The sequence below is a fragment of the Methanofollis fontis genome, from assembly GCF_004297185.1.
GTDB lineage: Archaea > Halobacteriota > Methanomicrobia > Methanomicrobiales > Methanofollaceae > Methanofollis > Methanofollis fontis.
Genome location: NZ_PGCL01000003.1, coordinates 344,746 through 361,732 on the forward strand (window position 1 = coordinate 344,746; position 16,987 = coordinate 361,732).

Here is a 16,987-nt window from a genome sequence, read left to right on the forward strand (position 1 = left end):
TACAACAGGATGTATGATCTACAGGATTTTGGGAGGGCAAATTACATTGAGTGGAACATCCCCGGTGAAAAGAGTAAAAACACAATATTCTATCAAAAATATTCAATGAGCACACATCAATAGATGGCAAGTTTTATGGTGTCTAATATGAATATTTTGATAAACAAACTAATATTATGGCCTATCTTTCAAATTAACTCATATCAAACGATTAAATCAATTCATCGTTATTTGCGAAGACGCCTGATTCAGACAGGAAAGCCAGACAACGCATCTCATGCAGATAAATCGTTGTCAGCGTTAAGCGAATAAAAGGGAATAAAAAATGGCTCAACTTGAACATATCGAAGCAATCGAAAAACGGCTCTGGAATGCGGCGGACACACTGCGGGCGAACTCGAATTATGCAAGCAACGAGTACTTCCTGCCCGTCATGGGTCTGATTTTTCTGCGGCACGCCTACAGCCGGTTCCTTGCGGTCAAGGATCCCATTGAGGCAAATCTCCCCAAACGCGGTGGCAAGACGCGGGCACTGACCAAGGAAGACTTCTCCCAGAAGAGCGCGATCTTCCTGCAGCCCAGGGCGCAGTTTGACTATCTGGTCTCTCTCACGGACAGTGACGATCGCGCCAGGGCCATCATCGAGGCGATGGAGTCCATCGAGGGGGATTACGTCAACCTCAGGGGTGTTCTGCCCAAGAGCGAATACCAGGAACTGGACAACACCGTGCTCGGCCAGCTCCTCCGCACACTCAATCCCGATGAGCTCAAGCGGGTCTCCGGTGATGTGTTCGGCCGCATCTACGAGTATTTCCTGACTCAGTTCGCCGATCAGAAAGCCCACGATGCCGGTGAGTTCTTCACGCCGGTCTCGCTCGTCTCGCTCATCGCAAACGTTCTCGAACCCGAAGCCGGCACTGTTCTGGACCCGGCCTGCGGGTCCGGCGGTATGTTCGTCCAGAGCGCCCGCTTCGTCGAGCGCCATCACCAAAACCCGGTCGACAGGCTCACCTTCTACGGGCTGGAAAAGAACGCCACCACCATCCGCCTGGCAAAGATGAATCTGGCCGTCCATGGTCTGGAAGGCGACATCCACAAGGCCATCACCTATTATGAAGACCCCCACGAACTGTTGGGCAGGGCCGACTTCGTGATGGCCAATCCTCCCTTCAACGTCGACGAGATCGACGCAGACAAGGTCAAGACAGACCCGCGTCTTCCCTTCGGCCTGCCGGGGACCAACAAGAAGGGCAAGGTCTCAAACGGCAATTATGTCTGGATCAGTTATTTCTACAGTTACCTGAACGAACAGGGGCGGGCGGGCTTCGTGATGTCCTCCCAGGCATCGAGTGCCGGTCATGGCGAAGCGAAGGTCCGCCAGAAACTCGTCGAGACGGGTGATGTGGACCTGATGATCGCCATCCGCTCCAACTTCTTCTATACCCGTACGGTTCCCTGCGAGCTCTGGTTCCTCAACCGCGACAGGCCCGAACAGCACCGCGACAAGGTGCTGATGATCGATGCGAGGAATATCTACCGGAAGGTCACCCGCAAGATCTACGACTTTTCGCCCGAGCAGGAGCAGAACATCCTCGCCATCGTCTGGCTCTACCGCGGCCACACCGAGAAGTACCTCGATCTCGTGGCAGGCTATTGCCATCGCATGCTGGATGAAACCGAGGGCTGTTTCGCCACCCTGAATGACGACGGTGAAACGATCGAGCCGCTTCCTTCGTTCATCAGTTCCCTTTCCACGCTGCGGGAGGCACTGCAGCCGTTCCTTGCGACCCTGCCCGCAGATGGCCCCCACGCCGAGGCGCTCACGGAACTCGACGATGTGATGCCCCTGTTCGAAGCAGACGTGGCGGGCTTCCGGAAAGAGATTTCCGGGCAGCAGGCTGCGTGGCAGACACAGAAGACCACCAACGGAGAACTCAAGAAAGCGGTCGACCGCCTCGCCCCGCTGGTCGATAGCAGCCGCGACCTTGTCAAACAGACGGACCTCCTCTATAAACTCGCCTCCCGCCTCATCGACACCTGCGAGAACGAATGCGACGCCCGCGGCAGCAATGCATGGTCAGGCCGCGATGTCACCCGCGCCCGCAAGGCCGCCGATGAAGCCCGCCAGGTAGCTGTGGAGCAGCTCAAGCAGGTGCGCTACTTCTGGCGGCAGGCCCACTGGCTGACCGAACGATTCCCCGATGCGAAGCTCTGCGATGTGGAAGGGCTGGTCAAGCTCGTGGACAGGGCCGAGATCGAGGCCAACGACTGGTCCCTGACTCCCGGCCGCTATGTCGGCGTCGCCCCCGAGGAAGAGGACGAGGACTTCGACTTCGAGGAAGCGCTACGCGAGATTCACGTGGAGCTGGAGAGTCTCAACGCCGAGGCGGTGCAGCTGGCGGCGACCATCAAGAAGAACTTTGAGGAGCTGGGGGTATGACAGTTCCGGACCTGCCGGAAGGGTATGGCTCACTGCTCGTCGAGGTCAAAGAGCGGATTCTCACCGCCCGGTACCGGGCGCTCAGGGCGGTCAATACGGAACTGGTCGGGCTGTACCGGGATATCGGCGAAATAATCGCCCGCCGGCAGGAGCACGAGGGATGGGGCAGGTCGGTCGTCGAGCGGCTGGCGACCGACCTGCAGCAGGAGTTTCCCGGGATCCGGGGTTTTTCCGTCCAGAATCTCTGGTATATGCGGCAGTTCTACCTGGAGTACCGCGACAGCGAAAAACTCCAACCACTGGTTGGAGAAGTCAGCTGGAGTCACAACCTCGTCATCATGGCGCGGTGCAAGGACCCCCTGGAGCGTGAGTTCTACCTCCGCATGACCCGCAAGTTCGGCTGGTCGAGGAACGTGCTGGTCCACCATATCGAGAACCAGAGCTACGAAAAGACGCTCCTCGGGCAGACCAACTTCGACCGGGCTCTCACGCCGGAGCTGCGGGCGCAGGCAAAACTCGCGGTCAGGGACGAGTATACGTTCGATTTCCTGGAACTTGGGGAGGAGCACTCCGAGCGGGAGCTCGAACGCGCTCTCATCGCCCGGGTCGAGGAGTTCCTGCGGGTAATGGGCGGCATCTTCGCCTTCGTCGGCAGCCAGTTCCGACTGGAGGTCGGGGAGAAGGAGTACTTCATCGACCTGCTGCTCTTCCACCGGCGGCTCCGCTGCCTGGTGGCCGTCGAGCTGAAGATCGGCGAGTTCCAGCCCGAGTTCGTCGGGAAGATGCAGTTCTACCTCGCCGCCCTGGACCGGCAGGAGCGGCAGGAGGAGGAAAATCCCCCGATCGGGATCGTCCTCTGCAAGGAGAAGAGCCGCACCGTCGTCGAGTACGCCCTGCAGTCCTCGATAAGCCCCATCGGCATCGCCACCTACCGGACGGTCAGGGAGCTGCCCCGGGAACTCCGGGACGAGCTGCCGGGCCCGGAGGAGATCGCGAGGCTTCTGGAGGACGGGGAATGAGGGGCACTTGCAGCCGGGAGTTTGTGCAACGGTGCGTTGCACGGTTTCCGGAGAGCGGCGGTGGTGGCGTGGTCGGTGTCCGTGTCGGAGCGGAGCGGTCGCTGGCGGCGGCCGGTAAGGGGGATGTTGCGGGGGTGGCGGTGTGAGCTGGAGCGAAATTGCCCTCGGGGATGCAATTCATGTGAAACACGGATTTGCATTTAAAGGTCAACACTTCTCTGATAGTGGCGAATTTATCGTCCTCACGCCTGGCAACTTCTATGAGGAAGGCGGCTTTCGAGTTCGTCCCGGCAAAGACCGGTTCTATACTGGAGACATTCCTGAAGGCTACGTGCTCGAAGAGGATGACCTAATCGTTGCAATGACTGAGCAGGGCCCGGGTCTTCTCGGAAGTTCCGCCTTGATCCCTGAAGGTGGGAAATATCTTCACAACCAGCGATTAGGTCTCATTCAAGAGCGAAATGGTCTGATTGACAAGAAGTTCCTCTACTACCTGTTCAACACGAAAGCAGTACGAGGCCAAATAAGCGGCAGCGCTACTGGAACGAAGGTTCGGCATACTGCTCCTGAACGCATCTATCGTGTCAGAGTAACGGTTCCTGCAGATCTCAATGAACAGAAGAAAATTGCCTCCATCCTCTCCGCCTACGACGACCTCATCGAGAACAATCAGCGTCGGATTCAATTGCTCGAACAGGCGGCGAGGCTGCTCTACCGGGAATGGTTCGTCCACCTCCGCTTCCCTGGCCATGAACATGTCAGGGTCGTGGATGGCGTGCCGGAGGGGTGGGGGAGGAAGCGACTCTCTGAACTCTGCACGGATGTCCGCGACGCAACCGATCCGAAGACTCTACCGCCAGAAACTGTCTACATCGGGCTTGAGCACATTCCACGGCGTTCTATCACACTGAATGACTGGGGAAGTGCTGCAGATGTCGACAGCACCAAATACAAATTCGCGGAAGGGGACATACTCTTTGGAAAGATCCGGCCGTACTTCCACAAAGTCGGCTTTGCTCTTGTCGACGGGATCACTTCTTCAGATGCAATTGTGATTCGCCCAAACGGGAATCAGCTCTATCACTACGTTCTGTTCCTGCTCTCAAGCGCTGAGTTTGTGGCTTTGGCATCAAAAACTGTTCGCGAAGGCTCGAAGATGCCGCGAGCCGACTGGAAATTCCTCCTCAAATCAGAGTTCTTGCTGCCGCCGCATACCCTGTTGACTTTGTTCAGTGATACAGTCGCTCCAATCTGCGATCAGTTACGAAATCTTGCCTTGATGAATCAACAACTTACACAAGCCCGCGATTTGCTCCTGCCTCGCTTAATGAACGGGGAGGTAGCAGTATGAGCGCAACCTACGCAACCAAACTGCTGTTGGCCTTTAGAAGTGGCGACACCTGCGCAATGCCTGGATGCAATTGTAAACTCACACCCGATAGCGATTCGGGTTATCCTATCAATGTCGGTGAAGCTGCCCATATCGCGGGAGAGCATAATGGTGATGGTAAAAAAAAGAGGTCTGCACGATACGACCCCAGTATGACCGATGAGCAACGCAACCACTACAATAACCTGATCTATCTCTGCAGTACCTGTCACACCACCATCGACGCCATCCCGCATGGCGAGAACGCCTATCCGGTCGAAAGACTGCATAAAATCAAAGCGAAGCACGAGGAAAAGGTCCGCCAGGCAATGCTTGATGCATTCGCTGACGTTGGATTCCCGGAACTGGAGGAGGCAACGCGGTGGGCCACTACAATCCAGCCGTCTGTCGTCACCACCGATTATTCGCTGCTCGGGCTCGATGACAAAATCAAGAAGAACGATCTCGACGATGATGCACGTGGCGTCATCGCGATGGGGCTGGGCGTCGCAAGTGAAGTATCCCGGTACATTGAGAGCGTTGCTCAGACTGATGCTGAATTTCCAGAACGCCTAAAAGCTGGTTTCCTTGAGGAATACTGGTGTCTCAAGAAGGAAGGCATCAAAGGCGGTGACCTATTCGAGTTGATGTGCAGGTTTGCCCAGCGAGGTTTTACCCGCCAAGCCCAACGTTCAGCCGGGTTGGCTGTATTGATCCACCTGTTTGAAACATGTGAGGTGTTCGAGAAATGATCTTGCCATCGAAGCACATCTCTGAAGAACAGTCCCTGCTTGGCGTCGGCGCCGTATTGTTGTATTGCTTGGAACAGCCACAGACTGTCACCAGCCTCTGGGACAAGGTTCGGGATGACCCGTCTGTTGGAACCTACGAACGTTTTGTGCTGGCATTAGACCTTTTACACATTACGGGAGTCATCAACCTCTCCCAAGGCATGATCCAGCGGGAGGCGTCATGATTCACAGTGTATCTGCCAATCAGCCATCTTTCCATACGGTGAACTTCACCACTGGACTCAATGTTATCCTTGCCGAGCGCTCTGAGGCTTCGACCGAGAAGGACACACGCAATGGCCTCGGTAAATCGACACTGATCGAGATCATTGACTTCTGTCTGGGCAGCCGTGCAAGGAAGGGCAAAGGGTTGGTGATCGAACCATTAGAGCAGTGGGCATTCACCCTCGAACTCACCCTCGGTGGTAACCGGGTCAAAGTGACGCGGGCGGTGACTGAACACAATCGTATCGTCGTTGAAGGGTCTACTAAGGGCTGGATCGAGCAACCTGATCGCGATGTAAAATCAGGTGAGATGATTTATACGGTAGAACGTTGGCGAAAAATTCTCGGTTGGGCCCTTTTTAGTATCCCCATGTCTACTGGGTCAGTGAAATATAAGCCCAGCTTCCGGAGCCTTGTTTCCTACATGGTTCGTCGTGGACCATCCGCCTATCTCAGTCCATTTCAGCATACCGCAAGACAGCAGACCTGGGATGTGCAACTCCATACGGCCTATCTCTTGGGAATGAACTGGGAGTACCCATCCCGTTTGAAGAGCCTGAAGGATCGAGAGGAGGGCGTCAAGGCTATTGAGACAGCTATCAAGACAGGCGCGATGGAAGGCGCAATTGGTACCGTTGGCGAACTGGAGACCCAGCGTATCCAGTTGGAGCAACAGACCACCTCTGCTAAACAGGCTCTGGACACGTTCAAGGTCCATCCACAGTATGAATCCGTGCAACAGGACGCAGACCGTTTTACCCAAGAAATCCATGATTTGGCCAATCGTAACGTCACTTACAGGCGACGCTTGAGTCGCTACCAGGAATCCATTAAAGAAGAGAAGCCGCCTGCGGGTATGTCACTAGAGCGGTTATACGAAGAATCCGGTTTGTTGTTTCCCGACGCAGTCAAACGGTCATTAGATGATGTTCGAGTTTTTCACCAAAGGGTTGTATCCAATCGACGCGACTTCTTGGAAACCGAGATTACACGCATCCAGAAAGTTATCAGTGAGCGCGAAGAGCAAATTAAGGAGTTGACCGACCAGCGTGCCGAGGTGCTGGAAGTTCTCCAGACACATGGCGCGCTGCAAGAGATCACCAAACTCCAAGAACGCTATGTAGAATTACGGGGATCACTTGATCGGGTTCAGACTCGGTTGAGGGAGATGAAGAACCTCACCGCTACCAAGCGAGAAGTCAAGGCAGCAAAGGCGGAATTGGTTCAGACTGCTGAGCAGGATCATGAGCAGCGCGTGGGCGTTTGGTCCGAAGCTGTTCGTTTGTTCAACGAGCACTCCCAGGCGCTCTATAAATCTCCTGGAAGACTGGTAATCGATGTTGGTGAAAAGGGCTACGAGTATCAGGTAGAAATCGAACGTAGCGGCAGCGAAGGCATCGGAAAAATGAAGATTTTCTGCTTTGACCTCGCTGTTCTCCAAGTCCAAATGCAAATCCCTCATGGAATCGATTTCCTGATCCATGACACTCTGATGTATGACTCTGTGGACGGTCGTCAGCGGGCGCTGGCATTTGAGCGAGCTCACGAAGTAACAACCTCTCTTGGCGGCCAGTATATCTGCACTATCAATTCGGATATGGTCCCGATTGAAGACTTCAGCAAAGGCTTTGATTTTCAGCAACACGTGCAGCTTACTCTGTCAGATGCGACACCGTCCGATAGTTTACTTGGCATTCATTTCGAGAGGCCCGGTAAATGACCACCTACACCGAGGACACCCTCGTCCAGCAGACCACGGCCGAGTACCTGGAGCAGGAGCTGGGGTGGAACTCGGTGTACGCCTATAACAACGAGGACTTCGGGCCGGACAGCCTGCTGGGCCGCGCTTCGGACCGGGACGTCGTCCTGACACGACCCCTCAGAACCAAGCTCGTCGAGCTGAACCCCGGATTACCCGAGGAAGCCTATGACGACGCCGTGCGGCAGATCGTTTCGACAGGGGCGATGCAGTCGATGATCGCCACAAACCGCGAGAAGTACGATCTTGTCCGTGACGGCGTGCAGGTCACCTTCAGGAACGACAAGAACGAGCGGGTCCGCGAGCGGCTGCGGGTGTTTGACTTCACCGAACCCGCGAACAACCACTTCCTCTGCGTGCGGGAACTCTGGGTCCGGGGCGACCTGTACCGTCGACGGGCCGACATCGTGGGATTCGTCAACGGCCTGCCGCTGCTGTTCATGGAGCTGAAGAACGTCAGCAAGGATATCCGGGCGGCCTACGAGAAAAATTTCAAGGACTACAAGGACACGGTGCCGCACCTGTTCCATCACAACGCCTTCGTCGTGCTGGCCAATGGCGTAGACGCCAAGATCGGCTCGGTGACCAGCCGCTTCGAGCACTTCCATGAGTGGAAGCGTCTGGCTGAGGACCAGCCCGGCGTGGTGGACATGGAGACGCTCCTGAAGGGAGTATGCGATAAGACCACCTTCATGGACTTGCTGGAGAACTTCATCGTCTTTGACGATTCGGCCGGCGAGCCGAGGAAAATTCTTGCCCGGAACCATCAGTTCCTCGGCGTGAACCGGGCCATCGAGGCCGTCCGGGATCGCAAGAATCGGCAGGGGAAGCTGGGAGTGTTCTGGCACACGCAGGGGGCGGGCAAGAGTTACTCGATGGTGTTGTTCACACGGAAGATCCACCGCAAACTCGGGGGGAACTTCACCTTCCTTGTGCTCACAGACCGCGACGACCTCGACACCCAGATCTACAAGACCTTTGCCGGGTGCGGTGTGGCTGATAACGACCGCGACCCGTGCCGGGCATCCAGCGGCGATCACCTCAGTCACCTGCTCGCAGAGCATAAGTCGTACATTTTCTCGCTGATTCAGAAGTTCAATAGGGATGTGAATCCGGATGAGGGCTACACACAACGCGACGACATCATTGTCATCACCGACGAGGCACATCGTACGCAGTCCGGAACTCTGGCGCTGAACATGCGAAACGCCCTCCCGAACGCCAGCTTCATCGGGTTTACCGGCACACCGCTGTTTAAGGACGAAGACGAAGTCACGCGTCGGGTGTTCGGAGACTACATCTCGACGTACGACTTCCAGCGGGCAGTCGATGACAAGGCCACCGTTCCGCTGTACTACGACGCCCGGGGCGAGAAGCTCGGCGTGGCCATCGGCGACGTGAACGAGCGGATTGCCAAGAAACTTGAAGAACTGCAGACGGATGACATCGATGTGGCACAGCGGCTGGAGCGGGAACTCAGGCGGGACTATCACATCATCACCGCCGACAAGCGGCTCGACCAGATTGCCAGCGACTTCGTCCAGCACTATTCGACGGCCTGGGAAACCGGCAAGGCGATGCTGGTGTGCATCGACAAGGTGACCTGCGTGCGGATGCACGGCCTGATCAGCAAATATTGGGACGAGCGCATCGCCGGACTGGAAGCTGAAACATCCCGGACAACCGACGAGCAGGAAGAGGCATTCCTGCAACGGCAGATCGACTGGATGCGTGAGACCCGCGCGGTTGTCGTAGTAAGCGAAGAACAGGGCGAGGTCGAAAAGTTCCGCAAGTGGGACCTGGACATTACCCCGCATCGCCGCCTGATCAAAGATGGGATCGACCTGCCAGAGTTCATGCGGGAGCAGCCTCAGTTCCACAACATGCAGAGACTGGCGCTGGACGACGCTTTTAAGGAGGGAGATCACCCGTTCCGGATTGCGATTGTCTGTGCCATGTGGCTGACCGGGTTCGACGTTCCGAGCCTCTCGACGCTGTATCTGGACAAACCTCTCAAGGCGCACACGCTGATGCAGGCCATTGCCCGTGCCAACCGCGTGAACGAAGGCAAGAACAACGGGATGATCGTGGACTACTGCGGCATCCTTAAAAACCTGCGCAAAGCGCTGTCGACGTATGCCGGACGTGGGGATGGTTCCCGGAGCGGCAAAGACGGACAAATCGAACCCGCGAAGCCTGAGGAGGATCTTCTGGCCGATCTGGCCGAAGCGATCGTGCTCGTCCGCTCATTCCTGACCGAACGCGGCGCATCGCTGGATGATATCATCTCAAAGAAGAGCTTCCAGCGGAACGCAGCCATCCTTGCTGCCAAGGAGGCGGCCAACGAGAACGACGAGTCGCGTAAACGATTTGAGGTGATGTGCCGGGCAGTGTTCACGAAATTCAAGGCATGCATTAATGTGAAGGGGATCAACGCGCATCGAAGCGATTACGACGCGATCAATGTCGTCTACAGAAGCCTGCAGAAGGATCGCGATATGGCGGACATCACCGACATTATCCGTGAGTTTCACCGGGTGGTTGATGGGGCGATTGAGACCCGACCGGATGGTATTGCCGAAGATTCCGAACCATATGACATTAGTAAAATCGACTTTGACCGGCTCTGGCAGGAGTTCGAACGGAGTCCAGCGAAACGAACAACCGTCCAGAATCTCAAACAGGTTATCGATCAGCGCCTGTATCGGCTTCTGCAGCAGAATCCGTTGCGGACGGACTTCCAACGGCACTATGAGGACATCGTAGTTGAATATAATCGCGAAAAGGATCGGGCAACCATCGAGAAGACATTCGAAGCCCTGCTGCGGTTCATAAACGAGATGGAAGAGGAGGAAAGCCGGGCTGTGCGGGAAGGCCTCGATGAGGAGTCACTGGCGGTTTTTGATCTTTTGAAGAAGCCGGACCTTTCTTCCACTGAAATCCAGCACATCAAGGAAGTCGCCGTTGAGCTCCTTAAGACCCTCAAGAGAGAGAGACTTCGAATCGATCACTGGCGTGACAAGGAAGCCACGCGAGACGCAGTCCGACTCACCATCCACGATTTCCTCTGGAACGAATCAACCGGTCTGCCGGTGGATCACTACACAGAGGAAGATGTGGATGCAAGAGCGGATGAAGTCTATCGCCATGTATACCGCGTGTATCCCATGCTCCCCTCGCCGTTTTATGAAAACTGGACAACGGCATGATTCGGGTAATGAAGAATCAATGAGGCCTTGAACCCTCGAGCCGCTCTTCTATGGAGATGAACTGTGATTTTTGTCACGGGCTATCTTACTCATAGCGCGCTCTGCCAACTGGGCAACTGAGACACCCGCATTCATCTTAAAGAGAGGGTAAACCGCATAGCGTCGTTACCCGGGGCACGCGGTAAAGAATAGACCAACTGTATCTGAATTTTGAACCGGCAGAGAATTTGGATGCGAGGGGAGCGATTCGAACGCTCGAACTCCTATAAGACAGGGTCCTAAGCCCTGCGCCTTTGACCAGGCTCGGCAACCCTCGCTTGAAAATGACGCCCAGATGATATGGCGCCATGGGTAAAAAAGATTCCCGACCGGGATTCATTCCGGCTCACATAAATACTCCCCGATTTCAGATCATCAGCCATACGCATGCTCGAACTGCTGGACACCTATGAGAAGTGGATCTACCGGATCCTGATTGCCCTCCTTGCCGTTGTGATCGCCTTCGCCGTCATCGAACTCGTGCTGCTGGTGATTTACGGCATCATCGACGACCGGATGTTCAGGCTGGAAAACCACGAGATACTGGGCGTTTTCGGCGCCTTCCTGCTCATCCTCATCGGTGTCGAACTCCTCGAGACCATCAGGGCGTATGTGGAGCACCACGAGGTGCGCGTCGAGGTGATCCTGCTCGTTGCCATCATCGCCATCGCCCGCAAGATCATCCTCTTCGATTCGACCGATGTATCCGACCTCCCCCTCATCGGTCTGGCCCTGCTGCTCACCTCCCTGGTCGGCGGCTACTATATCATCCTCAAGGCGAAGCGGCTGAAAAACGAAGATTCTGCCGTATAAAGGAGGGGATTTCAGGAGCGGCGGCCGTTCCGAAAAAACCCCTCGAACGCTTTTCGGACCCATTGCACCCCCATGAGCGCCGCCTGATGCCTGAAGAAAATCGCCCGCTCGACGTGTGGAGGCTATCCGGCGATCCCTTCAGTTCCTGAGAAATGTAAGCGTGCAAAAAAGAGGGGTCAGAGGGGGGACTCGTCCATCCCCAGGAAGGTCAGCACGATCTCCCCGTACTCCACCGGCGCATAATGGGACCCGGCATGGGGGACGCCCTTGAAGCGCACAAGCCACGAACCCTCGATCTCTCCGGCCATCTGTACGGCCACCGCATCGGGGGTGAGGACGTCGTCGGTCCCGACCAGGAGCATCACGTCATTGGTAATGCCTGAAAGACCGTCATAGGTGCCCTCCCAGACCAGGTTTGCCTCCGCCTCTTTTCGCTCCCCTGCGGGGGTGGAAGGGTCTTCCGCGCTCTCCACGATCAGACCGTAGAGCACCGTCGTCTCGTTCAGCCCCACGCTGTAGGTGGGCGAGGAGAGCACGAGTTTCCTGACCTTTTCCGGATGGTCGATAACCAGTTGCTGCGAGACCGACGACCCCATCGAGACGCCGTAGACATGCATGCTCTCATAACCGAGCGCCCCCATCAGCGCCGCCGCATCGTCGGCGAGTTGCGGGATCGTATAGGGGTCGTCATTGTCGCCGCTGTAGCCCATGGCGCGGTGATCGTAGGTGTAGACATGGTAGTGCCCGGCAAGGATACCAATAAATGTCTCGTTCCACCCGTCCATCACCCCGCCGAACCCGGGGACCAGCAGCAGGGGATCGCCCTCCCCGAACTCCCGGTATGCCAGACTGACACCGTTCACCTCTGCATACTGGACCGGCGTATCATTGATGGAGACGGGGGTCGGCGTCGCCTCAGGCACCGCTGCCGTTCTGTCTTCGACGGTGCCGGTGCACCCTGCCGTCACACACAGGCAGAGGCAGAGAAACGCCGTGAACAATGCGAGCATATCGATCTTCATCTGAATTCATACTCCTGAATACGTATGGAGATGGTTCTGCCGTATCAGCAAAAAAAGGGTTCTGTTACCAGTATGGTCAGGCATTCGCTGTCTTCTTCACACCCTCCATCTCCTCCACCAGGATATGGTATCCGGCGACCCCGAGTGCGAGGAAGAGGGGACCGAGCACGAATCCGACGATACCCATCACCGCAAGACCGCCGAAAAACCCGATCCACATGATCACCGGGTGGATGCTTGCCCGCCGCCCCATCATCAGTGGCCTGAAATACAGGTCCGGCAGGGCGCAGACGATCGGGTAGCCAATGAGGGCGACAAGGATCGCACCCCTGATATCGCCAAGGGAGAGGGCATAGGCGCCCAGGAAGAGCATGATGATCGAGGGGCCCAGGATCGGGATCAGCTGGAAGAGCGCCGCCATCAGCGCGTAGAAGAGGATGTGGTCGTAGCCGAGCACGTAGAAAAACGGTATAGCCAGGACGAAGGTGATCACCGAGGTCGCCACATGGACGACATAGATCGCATAGAGGGTGTCCACCGAGGTGACGGTCATCCGTTCAACGGCGGAACGGAGGCGAACAGGCAGGGAGGCAGTGATCTCGGCTGCAAGTGCGTCCCCCCTGAAGACGAACATATAGAGGGAGAGGAAGAAGACGATCAGGTCGACGATGAGCATCGGCACCTGTGTGGCAATCGCAGAGATCCATTCGCCAAGGTCGTCAAACTGGCCGGAAAACCATTCGGCGAGGTCAGGTGATGACACCCCGTTCGTCACGCCGGGCACCTGCGCAGAATCGATCCATGCCAGGATACCCTGAACGATCCCCGAGAGATACTCGGCATTCTGGGCCAGCACACCGATGGCAAAACCGAGGGCACCGAACACCGCGAAAAATACTGCTATGGTGGAGATCAGGGCGGCGCTCGCCTCGCCGATGGAGCGGGAAAGCCAGCGTTGCAGGGGCATAATCACAACAGCAATGGAAGCGGCCAGGATCACCACCCAGAGCAGGCCCCAGAAGGCGATGGCCCCGGCGGCGAAGATGCCCAGGACGAGATAGACGGTCAGGCGGTCAGGGAGGGGTAGATCGGGTGCCATGAGATATACAGAGATGGCGTTTCTCCGCTGATAAAGATAGCCGGACCTTCCGAAACGGTCCCGCCGCAAAAACCAGATCATTCCTGACCACCCCTTCCGGTGCACCGCACCTGAAAAACAAACAGATGCAGGCACAATGAGGACATTGAGGCATAAAGTCACCATTTTCTGCCAAATATGACAACATATCAATTTTCTTATATGATGGGGACCAAATACCAACCATATAGAGAAAATGCGGTTTATCTGCCCAGATAATGGCGGATAAAAACATTTATGCTATAGATTGGGTTAAAGAGTTTTCATTATACGGACCGGAGACCTCCGATGCTCACCGATGTTCTGCAGATACCGGTTGCAGCCATTCTCTGCTGGCTGCTCTTCGTCGCCGTCGATATCTTCTTCAGACTGCCGGAAAGGGGTGGTGTGAAGGGAGCTTCGGCGATTGGACGCGCCATAGAGAAAGGGGGCGGATCACTCCCCGGCGGGACGATGATGGGCAACATCGTCTCCTCACCCGATGCTTCGGCCGGGACACTCCTCGCTGCCTGCGGCGTGTATGTTGCCGGACTGCCAGGCGGGCTTGCAGCAGCGGTGCTCGTATTTATCGGGAACCGAATTTGCCATGATCCAGGATATGCCGGGACGACCGGCGCTGTTCTATCGAGCGTCATGGTCAGCGGTTTTGTGCTGCTCGGCTTCTCTGCTGAAAATTTCATCGCCGGGATGGTGATCGCCATTCTGACGATCCAGGGGCTTTCCCACCCGCATGCAAGCAGAATCCTCGGGCGCATCTGGGGGTGGCGGAGTTGATCGCCCTCTATGTCTGCGGTGCAATCGCACTCCTTGCCGCCGTGCGCACGATCATCGAGCCCGACACCTACCGGAAACTCCCGTACCTGAATGTGATGAACTTCGCGATCGCCGGACTGATCGTGCTGATCCTGAGCCATCCACTCTCCATTCTGGCTGCAGCGGCATATTTTGTCGGTTCGACCCTTGAGGCCAATGCGATCGCATCGGCGCGTGCGGAGGTGATGCAACATGATTGAGTACCTACAGGTCGCGCTTGCCTTGATTACACTTATTGGAGCCCTTGGGACCGCTTTTTCACGTGATCCCTTCAGCAAACTGATCGCCCTCGGGGTGATGATCGGCGGCATCGTCCCCTTTATCGTGGGGCGGGGCTATCTCGACGTGGCCGTGGCCGTGGCCCTGATCGCACCGGTAACAACGATTTTTGTGCTCGCCATCACCGGGAGGTACGACAATGCAGACTGAACTCGCTCTCGGGCTCGCGGTGCTGATCATTGGGGCCGTCGCCGCCGCATTCCCGCGGCCGAAAAACTACCTCACCCGGATCATCAACCTCGAAATCCCGGCATGGGGACTGCTCCTGGTGATGCTCGCCTACGACGAAACACTGGCATTGCTCACCTTTATCGCCGTTACCGCGATATCGACCTTTGTCATGATCAGAGTGGTCGAACGGAGGAAAGCGGCATGATCATCAGCAGAATTTCAAAGATCCTTGCGGACTTCGATAACCTCTCGTTCCTGTATGCTACGCTCATCCTGGTCGGCATCGTCATCGGGCTCTTCACCCTCCCCGGTATCACCTACCACGGGGACGACCTCTACCCCAAGGCGATCGACCGCACGAGCAGCCTCGACCCCTATGACCGCGGGGGCGAACCCTTCGGGAACACAAGCGTTGCGGCGCAGTACCCCGAAAACTCACCGTACCTGGGCTATGTGACCGCCTACCTCACGCCCTTCTCAGAGTTCCTTGCCGACACCACCCCACATCTCGGCACCACGATCGTCTCCCATCCTGGCGGCATCATCGACGAGATCCTGTACAACACACGGGGGCTCGACACCGTCGTTGAAACCAGCATCCTCTTCACGGCATTTTCAATTGCCTCGTTCCTCTTCAGGAGGCGGGAGGGATGACGTCGTACTGGATCGTCCTCACGATCGTCCTGATCGCCACGGCAATCGCCTTTTCCGCCCTGCTCCGTGAGAATGACGATCTCCACCGGCTCCTGCTCACCGATCTCGCCGAGATCGTCGGACTCACCATCATCGCCCTTGTAGCGACCGATCTCGCCGAGGCGCTGATCCTTCCGGGTCTTGTCGTCGGGATCTCTGAACTGATGGCCCTCTCAGAAGTGTATCTCGTCAAAGAAGGGCTGAAACAGGCACCAGAACGGCTGATGCACCTCGAGATCATGGACAGCGCTCCGGCAATCCTCGCGGCCGTGCTCGTTGTCTATGGGATCATCCTCTCTGGCTTCTCGGGCGGTGCGGTCGCAGGTACCGGCCTCCTCTTCTGGTTCTTCTGCAAGGGGCACGACGAGGCCTTCGCCTTGATTGAGACGGCAAGCGGTTACGCCTGGGTGCTCTGGATCGCGGCCTTCTTCATCTTCATGATCGCACCCTCATACTGGCTCTTTGCAGTGATGGTGGCAGGCGGTGCCATCCTCCTGAAGGTGATGGCCAAGATGGCCCTCGTGGGCACCATGCGGGGTGGAAAGCATGTTTGATCTTCCCGTCGAAGGGGTAGAACTCCTGGCTATTGAGTTCGGCGACATTGTCAACTATTTCAGCATCTATACGGCGATGCTCTTCACCTTCGCCCTGCTTTTCACGCTACTGGCGATCATCAGTCTCCCGGAAAAACCGCTGGATATCGTCTTTGGAGGCGACGCCTATTATGCCAAGGAGATCCCGAAGGACCAGGTCAGGTTTCAGCGTTTCATGGCGATCGCCTGCGGTCTTGCCACCCTCGGGGCGATGGTAAGCGGCGACATATTCAACTTCACTCTATTCAGCTCGATGATCGGGATCACAAACATCGGGATTGTCGCCGCAGTGCAGAACCGGCATGTCCTTGAAGCCGCCTACCAGTACGGGATTGTGGCGATGGTCGCTACCATCCCCCTCTTCGGCGGTGCGGCGATCGTGCTGGCGTCGACCGGCACCCTCTCCATCTGGGCGCTCGCCGGCGCAGCGGCCGTCCCCCTCATCGCAAAGATCTTTCTGGTGCTCGGGGTGATGGGCGAGGGGATGGCGCCGTTCTACATCGCAAAGGCGGAGATCACCCGTGCGCCCGGCGCACCCTATGTCCTCATGATCCATGTGAGTTCCCTGCTCCTGTTCCTGCGAATCGTGGAGATCGTACTGACGATATGATGCC

General features: G+C 56.7%; 18 protein-coding genes and 1 tRNA gene. 16 read left to right on the forward strand and 3 right to left on the reverse strand.

Annotation, left to right across the window (positions count from 1 at the left end; all coding sequences use genetic code 11):
• Positions 1 to 325: 325 nt before the first annotated feature.
• Genes CUJ86_RS08550 through CUJ86_RS08580 form a run of 8 tightly spaced genes read left to right on the forward strand, consistent with a single transcriptional unit; the run spans position 326 to position 10,812 of the window.
• Positions 326 to 2,440, forward strand: coding sequence for a class I SAM-dependent DNA methyltransferase (locus CUJ86_RS08550; RefSeq protein WP_130647148.1), 2,115 nt, complete (start codon positions 326 to 328; stop codon positions 2,438 to 2,440).
• On the forward strand, positions 2,437 to 3,459 hold the full coding sequence (locus CUJ86_RS08555; RefSeq protein WP_130647149.1) for a PDDEXK nuclease domain-containing protein: 1,023 nt from the start codon (positions 2,437 to 2,439) through the stop codon (positions 3,457 to 3,459). The genes CUJ86_RS08550 and CUJ86_RS08555 overlap by 4 nt, the downstream gene beginning before the upstream one ends.
• Positions 3,456 to 3,605 carry a hypothetical protein gene (locus CUJ86_RS11850; protein ID WP_165394842.1) on the forward strand — a complete coding sequence of 50 codons (150 nt, stop codon included), beginning with the start codon at positions 3,456 to 3,458 and terminating at the stop codon, positions 3,603 to 3,605. Before CUJ86_RS08555 ends, CUJ86_RS11850 begins: the two co-directional genes overlap by 4 nt.
• Entirely contained in the window at positions 3,602 to 4,810 is a 1,209-nt protein-coding gene (locus CUJ86_RS08560; RefSeq protein ID WP_130647150.1) for a restriction endonuclease subunit S, read from the forward strand. Before CUJ86_RS11850 ends, CUJ86_RS08560 begins: the two co-directional genes overlap by 4 nt.
• On the forward strand, positions 4,807 to 5,580 hold the full coding sequence (locus CUJ86_RS08565; RefSeq protein WP_130647151.1) for an HNH endonuclease: 774 nt from the start codon (positions 4,807 to 4,809) through the stop codon (positions 5,578 to 5,580). The genes CUJ86_RS08560 and CUJ86_RS08565 overlap by 4 nt, the downstream gene beginning before the upstream one ends.
• On the forward strand, positions 5,577 to 5,804 hold the full coding sequence (locus CUJ86_RS08570; protein ID WP_130647152.1) for an ABC-three component system middle component 6: 228 nt from the start codon (positions 5,577 to 5,579) through the stop codon (positions 5,802 to 5,804). The genes CUJ86_RS08565 and CUJ86_RS08570 overlap by 4 nt, the downstream gene beginning before the upstream one ends.
• Positions 5,801 to 7,564 (forward strand): ABC-three component system protein, encoded by a 1,764-nt coding sequence (locus tag CUJ86_RS08575; RefSeq protein WP_130647153.1) that lies wholly within the window; start codon positions 5,801 to 5,803, stop codon positions 7,562 to 7,564. Before CUJ86_RS08570 ends, CUJ86_RS08575 begins: the two co-directional genes overlap by 4 nt.
• Positions 7,561 to 10,812, forward strand: a complete 3,252-nt coding sequence (locus CUJ86_RS08580; RefSeq protein ID WP_130647154.1) for a type I restriction endonuclease subunit R — start codon at positions 7,561 to 7,563, stop codon at positions 10,810 to 10,812. The genes CUJ86_RS08575 and CUJ86_RS08580 overlap by 4 nt, the downstream gene beginning before the upstream one ends.
• A gap of 232 nt (positions 10,813 to 11,044) precedes the next feature.
• On the opposite strand, the gene CUJ86_RS08585 is transcribed toward CUJ86_RS08580, so the two are convergent.
• A tRNA-Leu gene (locus CUJ86_RS08585) sits at positions 11,045 to 11,129 on the reverse strand.
• Between the two features lie 109 nt (positions 11,130 to 11,238).
• Between CUJ86_RS08585 and CUJ86_RS08590 the strand changes: the two genes are divergently transcribed.
• Positions 11,239 to 11,664, forward strand: a complete 426-nt coding sequence (locus tag CUJ86_RS08590) for a phosphate-starvation-inducible PsiE family protein (RefSeq protein WP_130647155.1) — start codon at positions 11,239 to 11,241, stop codon at positions 11,662 to 11,664.
• A 176-nt stretch (positions 11,665 to 11,840) separates the two neighbouring features.
• Here the strand turns inward: CUJ86_RS08590 and CUJ86_RS08595 are convergent, their stop codons facing one another.
• The gene (locus tag CUJ86_RS08595) at positions 11,841 to 12,686 is read right to left on the reverse strand and encodes an alpha/beta fold hydrolase (RefSeq protein WP_130647156.1); all 846 of its coding nucleotides are present in this window, start codon (positions 12,684 to 12,686) and stop codon (positions 11,841 to 11,843) included.
• 76 nt (positions 12,687 to 12,762) lie between these two features.
• Complete coding sequence (locus tag CUJ86_RS08600; RefSeq protein WP_165394843.1) at positions 12,763 to 13,785, reverse strand: AI-2E family transporter; 1,023 nt, start codon at positions 13,783 to 13,785, stop codon at positions 12,763 to 12,765.
• A gap of 327 nt (positions 13,786 to 14,112) precedes the next feature.
• On the opposite strand from CUJ86_RS08600, the gene CUJ86_RS08605 reads away from it, so the two are divergent.
• Genes CUJ86_RS08605 through CUJ86_RS08635 form a run of 7 tightly spaced genes read left to right on the forward strand, consistent with a single transcriptional unit; the run spans position 14,113 to position 16,983 of the window.
• On the forward strand, positions 14,113 to 14,598 hold the full coding sequence (locus CUJ86_RS08605) for a hypothetical protein (protein WP_130647158.1): 486 nt from the start codon (positions 14,113 to 14,115) through the stop codon (positions 14,596 to 14,598).
• Positions 14,586 to 14,837 (forward strand): DUF2109 domain-containing protein, encoded by a 252-nt coding sequence (locus CUJ86_RS08610; RefSeq protein ID WP_130647159.1) that lies wholly within the window; start codon positions 14,586 to 14,588, stop codon positions 14,835 to 14,837. Before CUJ86_RS08605 ends, CUJ86_RS08610 begins: the two co-directional genes overlap by 13 nt.
• On the forward strand, positions 14,830 to 15,066 hold the full coding sequence (locus CUJ86_RS08615) for a DUF2108 domain-containing protein (RefSeq protein WP_130647160.1): 237 nt from the start codon (positions 14,830 to 14,832) through the stop codon (positions 15,064 to 15,066). The genes CUJ86_RS08610 and CUJ86_RS08615 overlap by 8 nt, the downstream gene beginning before the upstream one ends.
• Positions 15,056 to 15,292, forward strand: coding sequence for an EhaE family protein (locus CUJ86_RS08620; RefSeq protein ID WP_130647161.1), 237 nt, complete (start codon positions 15,056 to 15,058; stop codon positions 15,290 to 15,292). Before CUJ86_RS08615 ends, CUJ86_RS08620 begins: the two co-directional genes overlap by 11 nt.
• On the forward strand, positions 15,289 to 15,741 hold the full coding sequence (locus tag CUJ86_RS08625) for a DUF2106 family protein (protein WP_130647162.1): 453 nt from the start codon (positions 15,289 to 15,291) through the stop codon (positions 15,739 to 15,741). The genes CUJ86_RS08620 and CUJ86_RS08625 overlap by 4 nt, the downstream gene beginning before the upstream one ends.
• The gene (locus CUJ86_RS08630; protein ID WP_130647163.1) at positions 15,738 to 16,334 is read left to right on the forward strand and encodes an EhaG family protein; all 597 of its coding nucleotides are present in this window, start codon (positions 15,738 to 15,740) and stop codon (positions 16,332 to 16,334) included. The genes CUJ86_RS08625 and CUJ86_RS08630 overlap by 4 nt, the downstream gene beginning before the upstream one ends.
• Positions 16,327 to 16,983: a hypothetical protein gene (locus CUJ86_RS08635; protein WP_130647164.1), complete on the forward strand. Its 657-nt coding sequence runs from the start codon at positions 16,327 to 16,329 to the stop codon at positions 16,981 to 16,983. The genes CUJ86_RS08630 and CUJ86_RS08635 overlap by 8 nt, the downstream gene beginning before the upstream one ends.
• The last annotated feature ends 4 nt before the right edge of the window (positions 16,984 to 16,987 follow it).

Coding starts and splice junctions, on each gene's coding strand:
- CUJ86_RS08595 (WP_130647156.1), bottom strand. CDS start 12,686: ATGAAGATCGATATGCTCGCATTGTTCACGGCGTTTCTCTGCCTCTGC.
- CUJ86_RS08570 (WP_130647152.1), top strand. CDS start 5,577: ATGATCTTGCCATCGAAGCACATCTCTGAAGAACAGTCCCTGCTTGGC.
- CUJ86_RS08635 (WP_130647164.1), top strand. CDS start 16,327: ATGTTTGATCTTCCCGTCGAAGGGGTAGAACTCCTGGCTATTGAGTTC.
- CUJ86_RS08615 (WP_130647160.1), top strand. CDS start 14,830: ATGATTGAGTACCTACAGGTCGCGCTTGCCTTGATTACACTTATTGGA.
- CUJ86_RS08630 (WP_130647163.1), top strand. CDS start 15,738: ATGACGTCGTACTGGATCGTCCTCACGATCGTCCTGATCGCCACGGCA.
- CUJ86_RS08550 (WP_130647148.1), top strand. CDS start 326: ATGGCTCAACTTGAACATATCGAAGCAATCGAAAAACGGCTCTGGAAT.
- CUJ86_RS08590 (WP_130647155.1), top strand. CDS start 11,239: ATGCTCGAACTGCTGGACACCTATGAGAAGTGGATCTACCGGATCCTG.
- CUJ86_RS08575 (WP_130647153.1), top strand. CDS start 5,801: ATGATTCACAGTGTATCTGCCAATCAGCCATCTTTCCATACGGTGAAC.
- CUJ86_RS08555 (WP_130647149.1), top strand. CDS start 2,437: ATGACAGTTCCGGACCTGCCGGAAGGGTATGGCTCACTGCTCGTCGAG.
- CUJ86_RS11850 (WP_165394842.1), top strand. CDS start 3,456: ATGAGGGGCACTTGCAGCCGGGAGTTTGTGCAACGGTGCGTTGCACGG.
- CUJ86_RS08565 (WP_130647151.1), top strand. CDS start 4,807: ATGAGCGCAACCTACGCAACCAAACTGCTGTTGGCCTTTAGAAGTGGC.
- CUJ86_RS08600 (WP_165394843.1), bottom strand. CDS start 13,785: ATGGCACCCGATCTACCCCTCCCTGACCGCCTGACCGTCTATCTCGTC.
- CUJ86_RS08625 (WP_130647162.1), top strand. CDS start 15,289: ATGATCATCAGCAGAATTTCAAAGATCCTTGCGGACTTCGATAACCTC.
- CUJ86_RS08620 (WP_130647161.1), top strand. CDS start 15,056: ATGCAGACTGAACTCGCTCTCGGGCTCGCGGTGCTGATCATTGGGGCC.
- CUJ86_RS08605 (WP_130647158.1), top strand. CDS start 14,113: ATGCTCACCGATGTTCTGCAGATACCGGTTGCAGCCATTCTCTGCTGG.
- CUJ86_RS08580 (WP_130647154.1), top strand. CDS start 7,561: ATGACCACCTACACCGAGGACACCCTCGTCCAGCAGACCACGGCCGAG.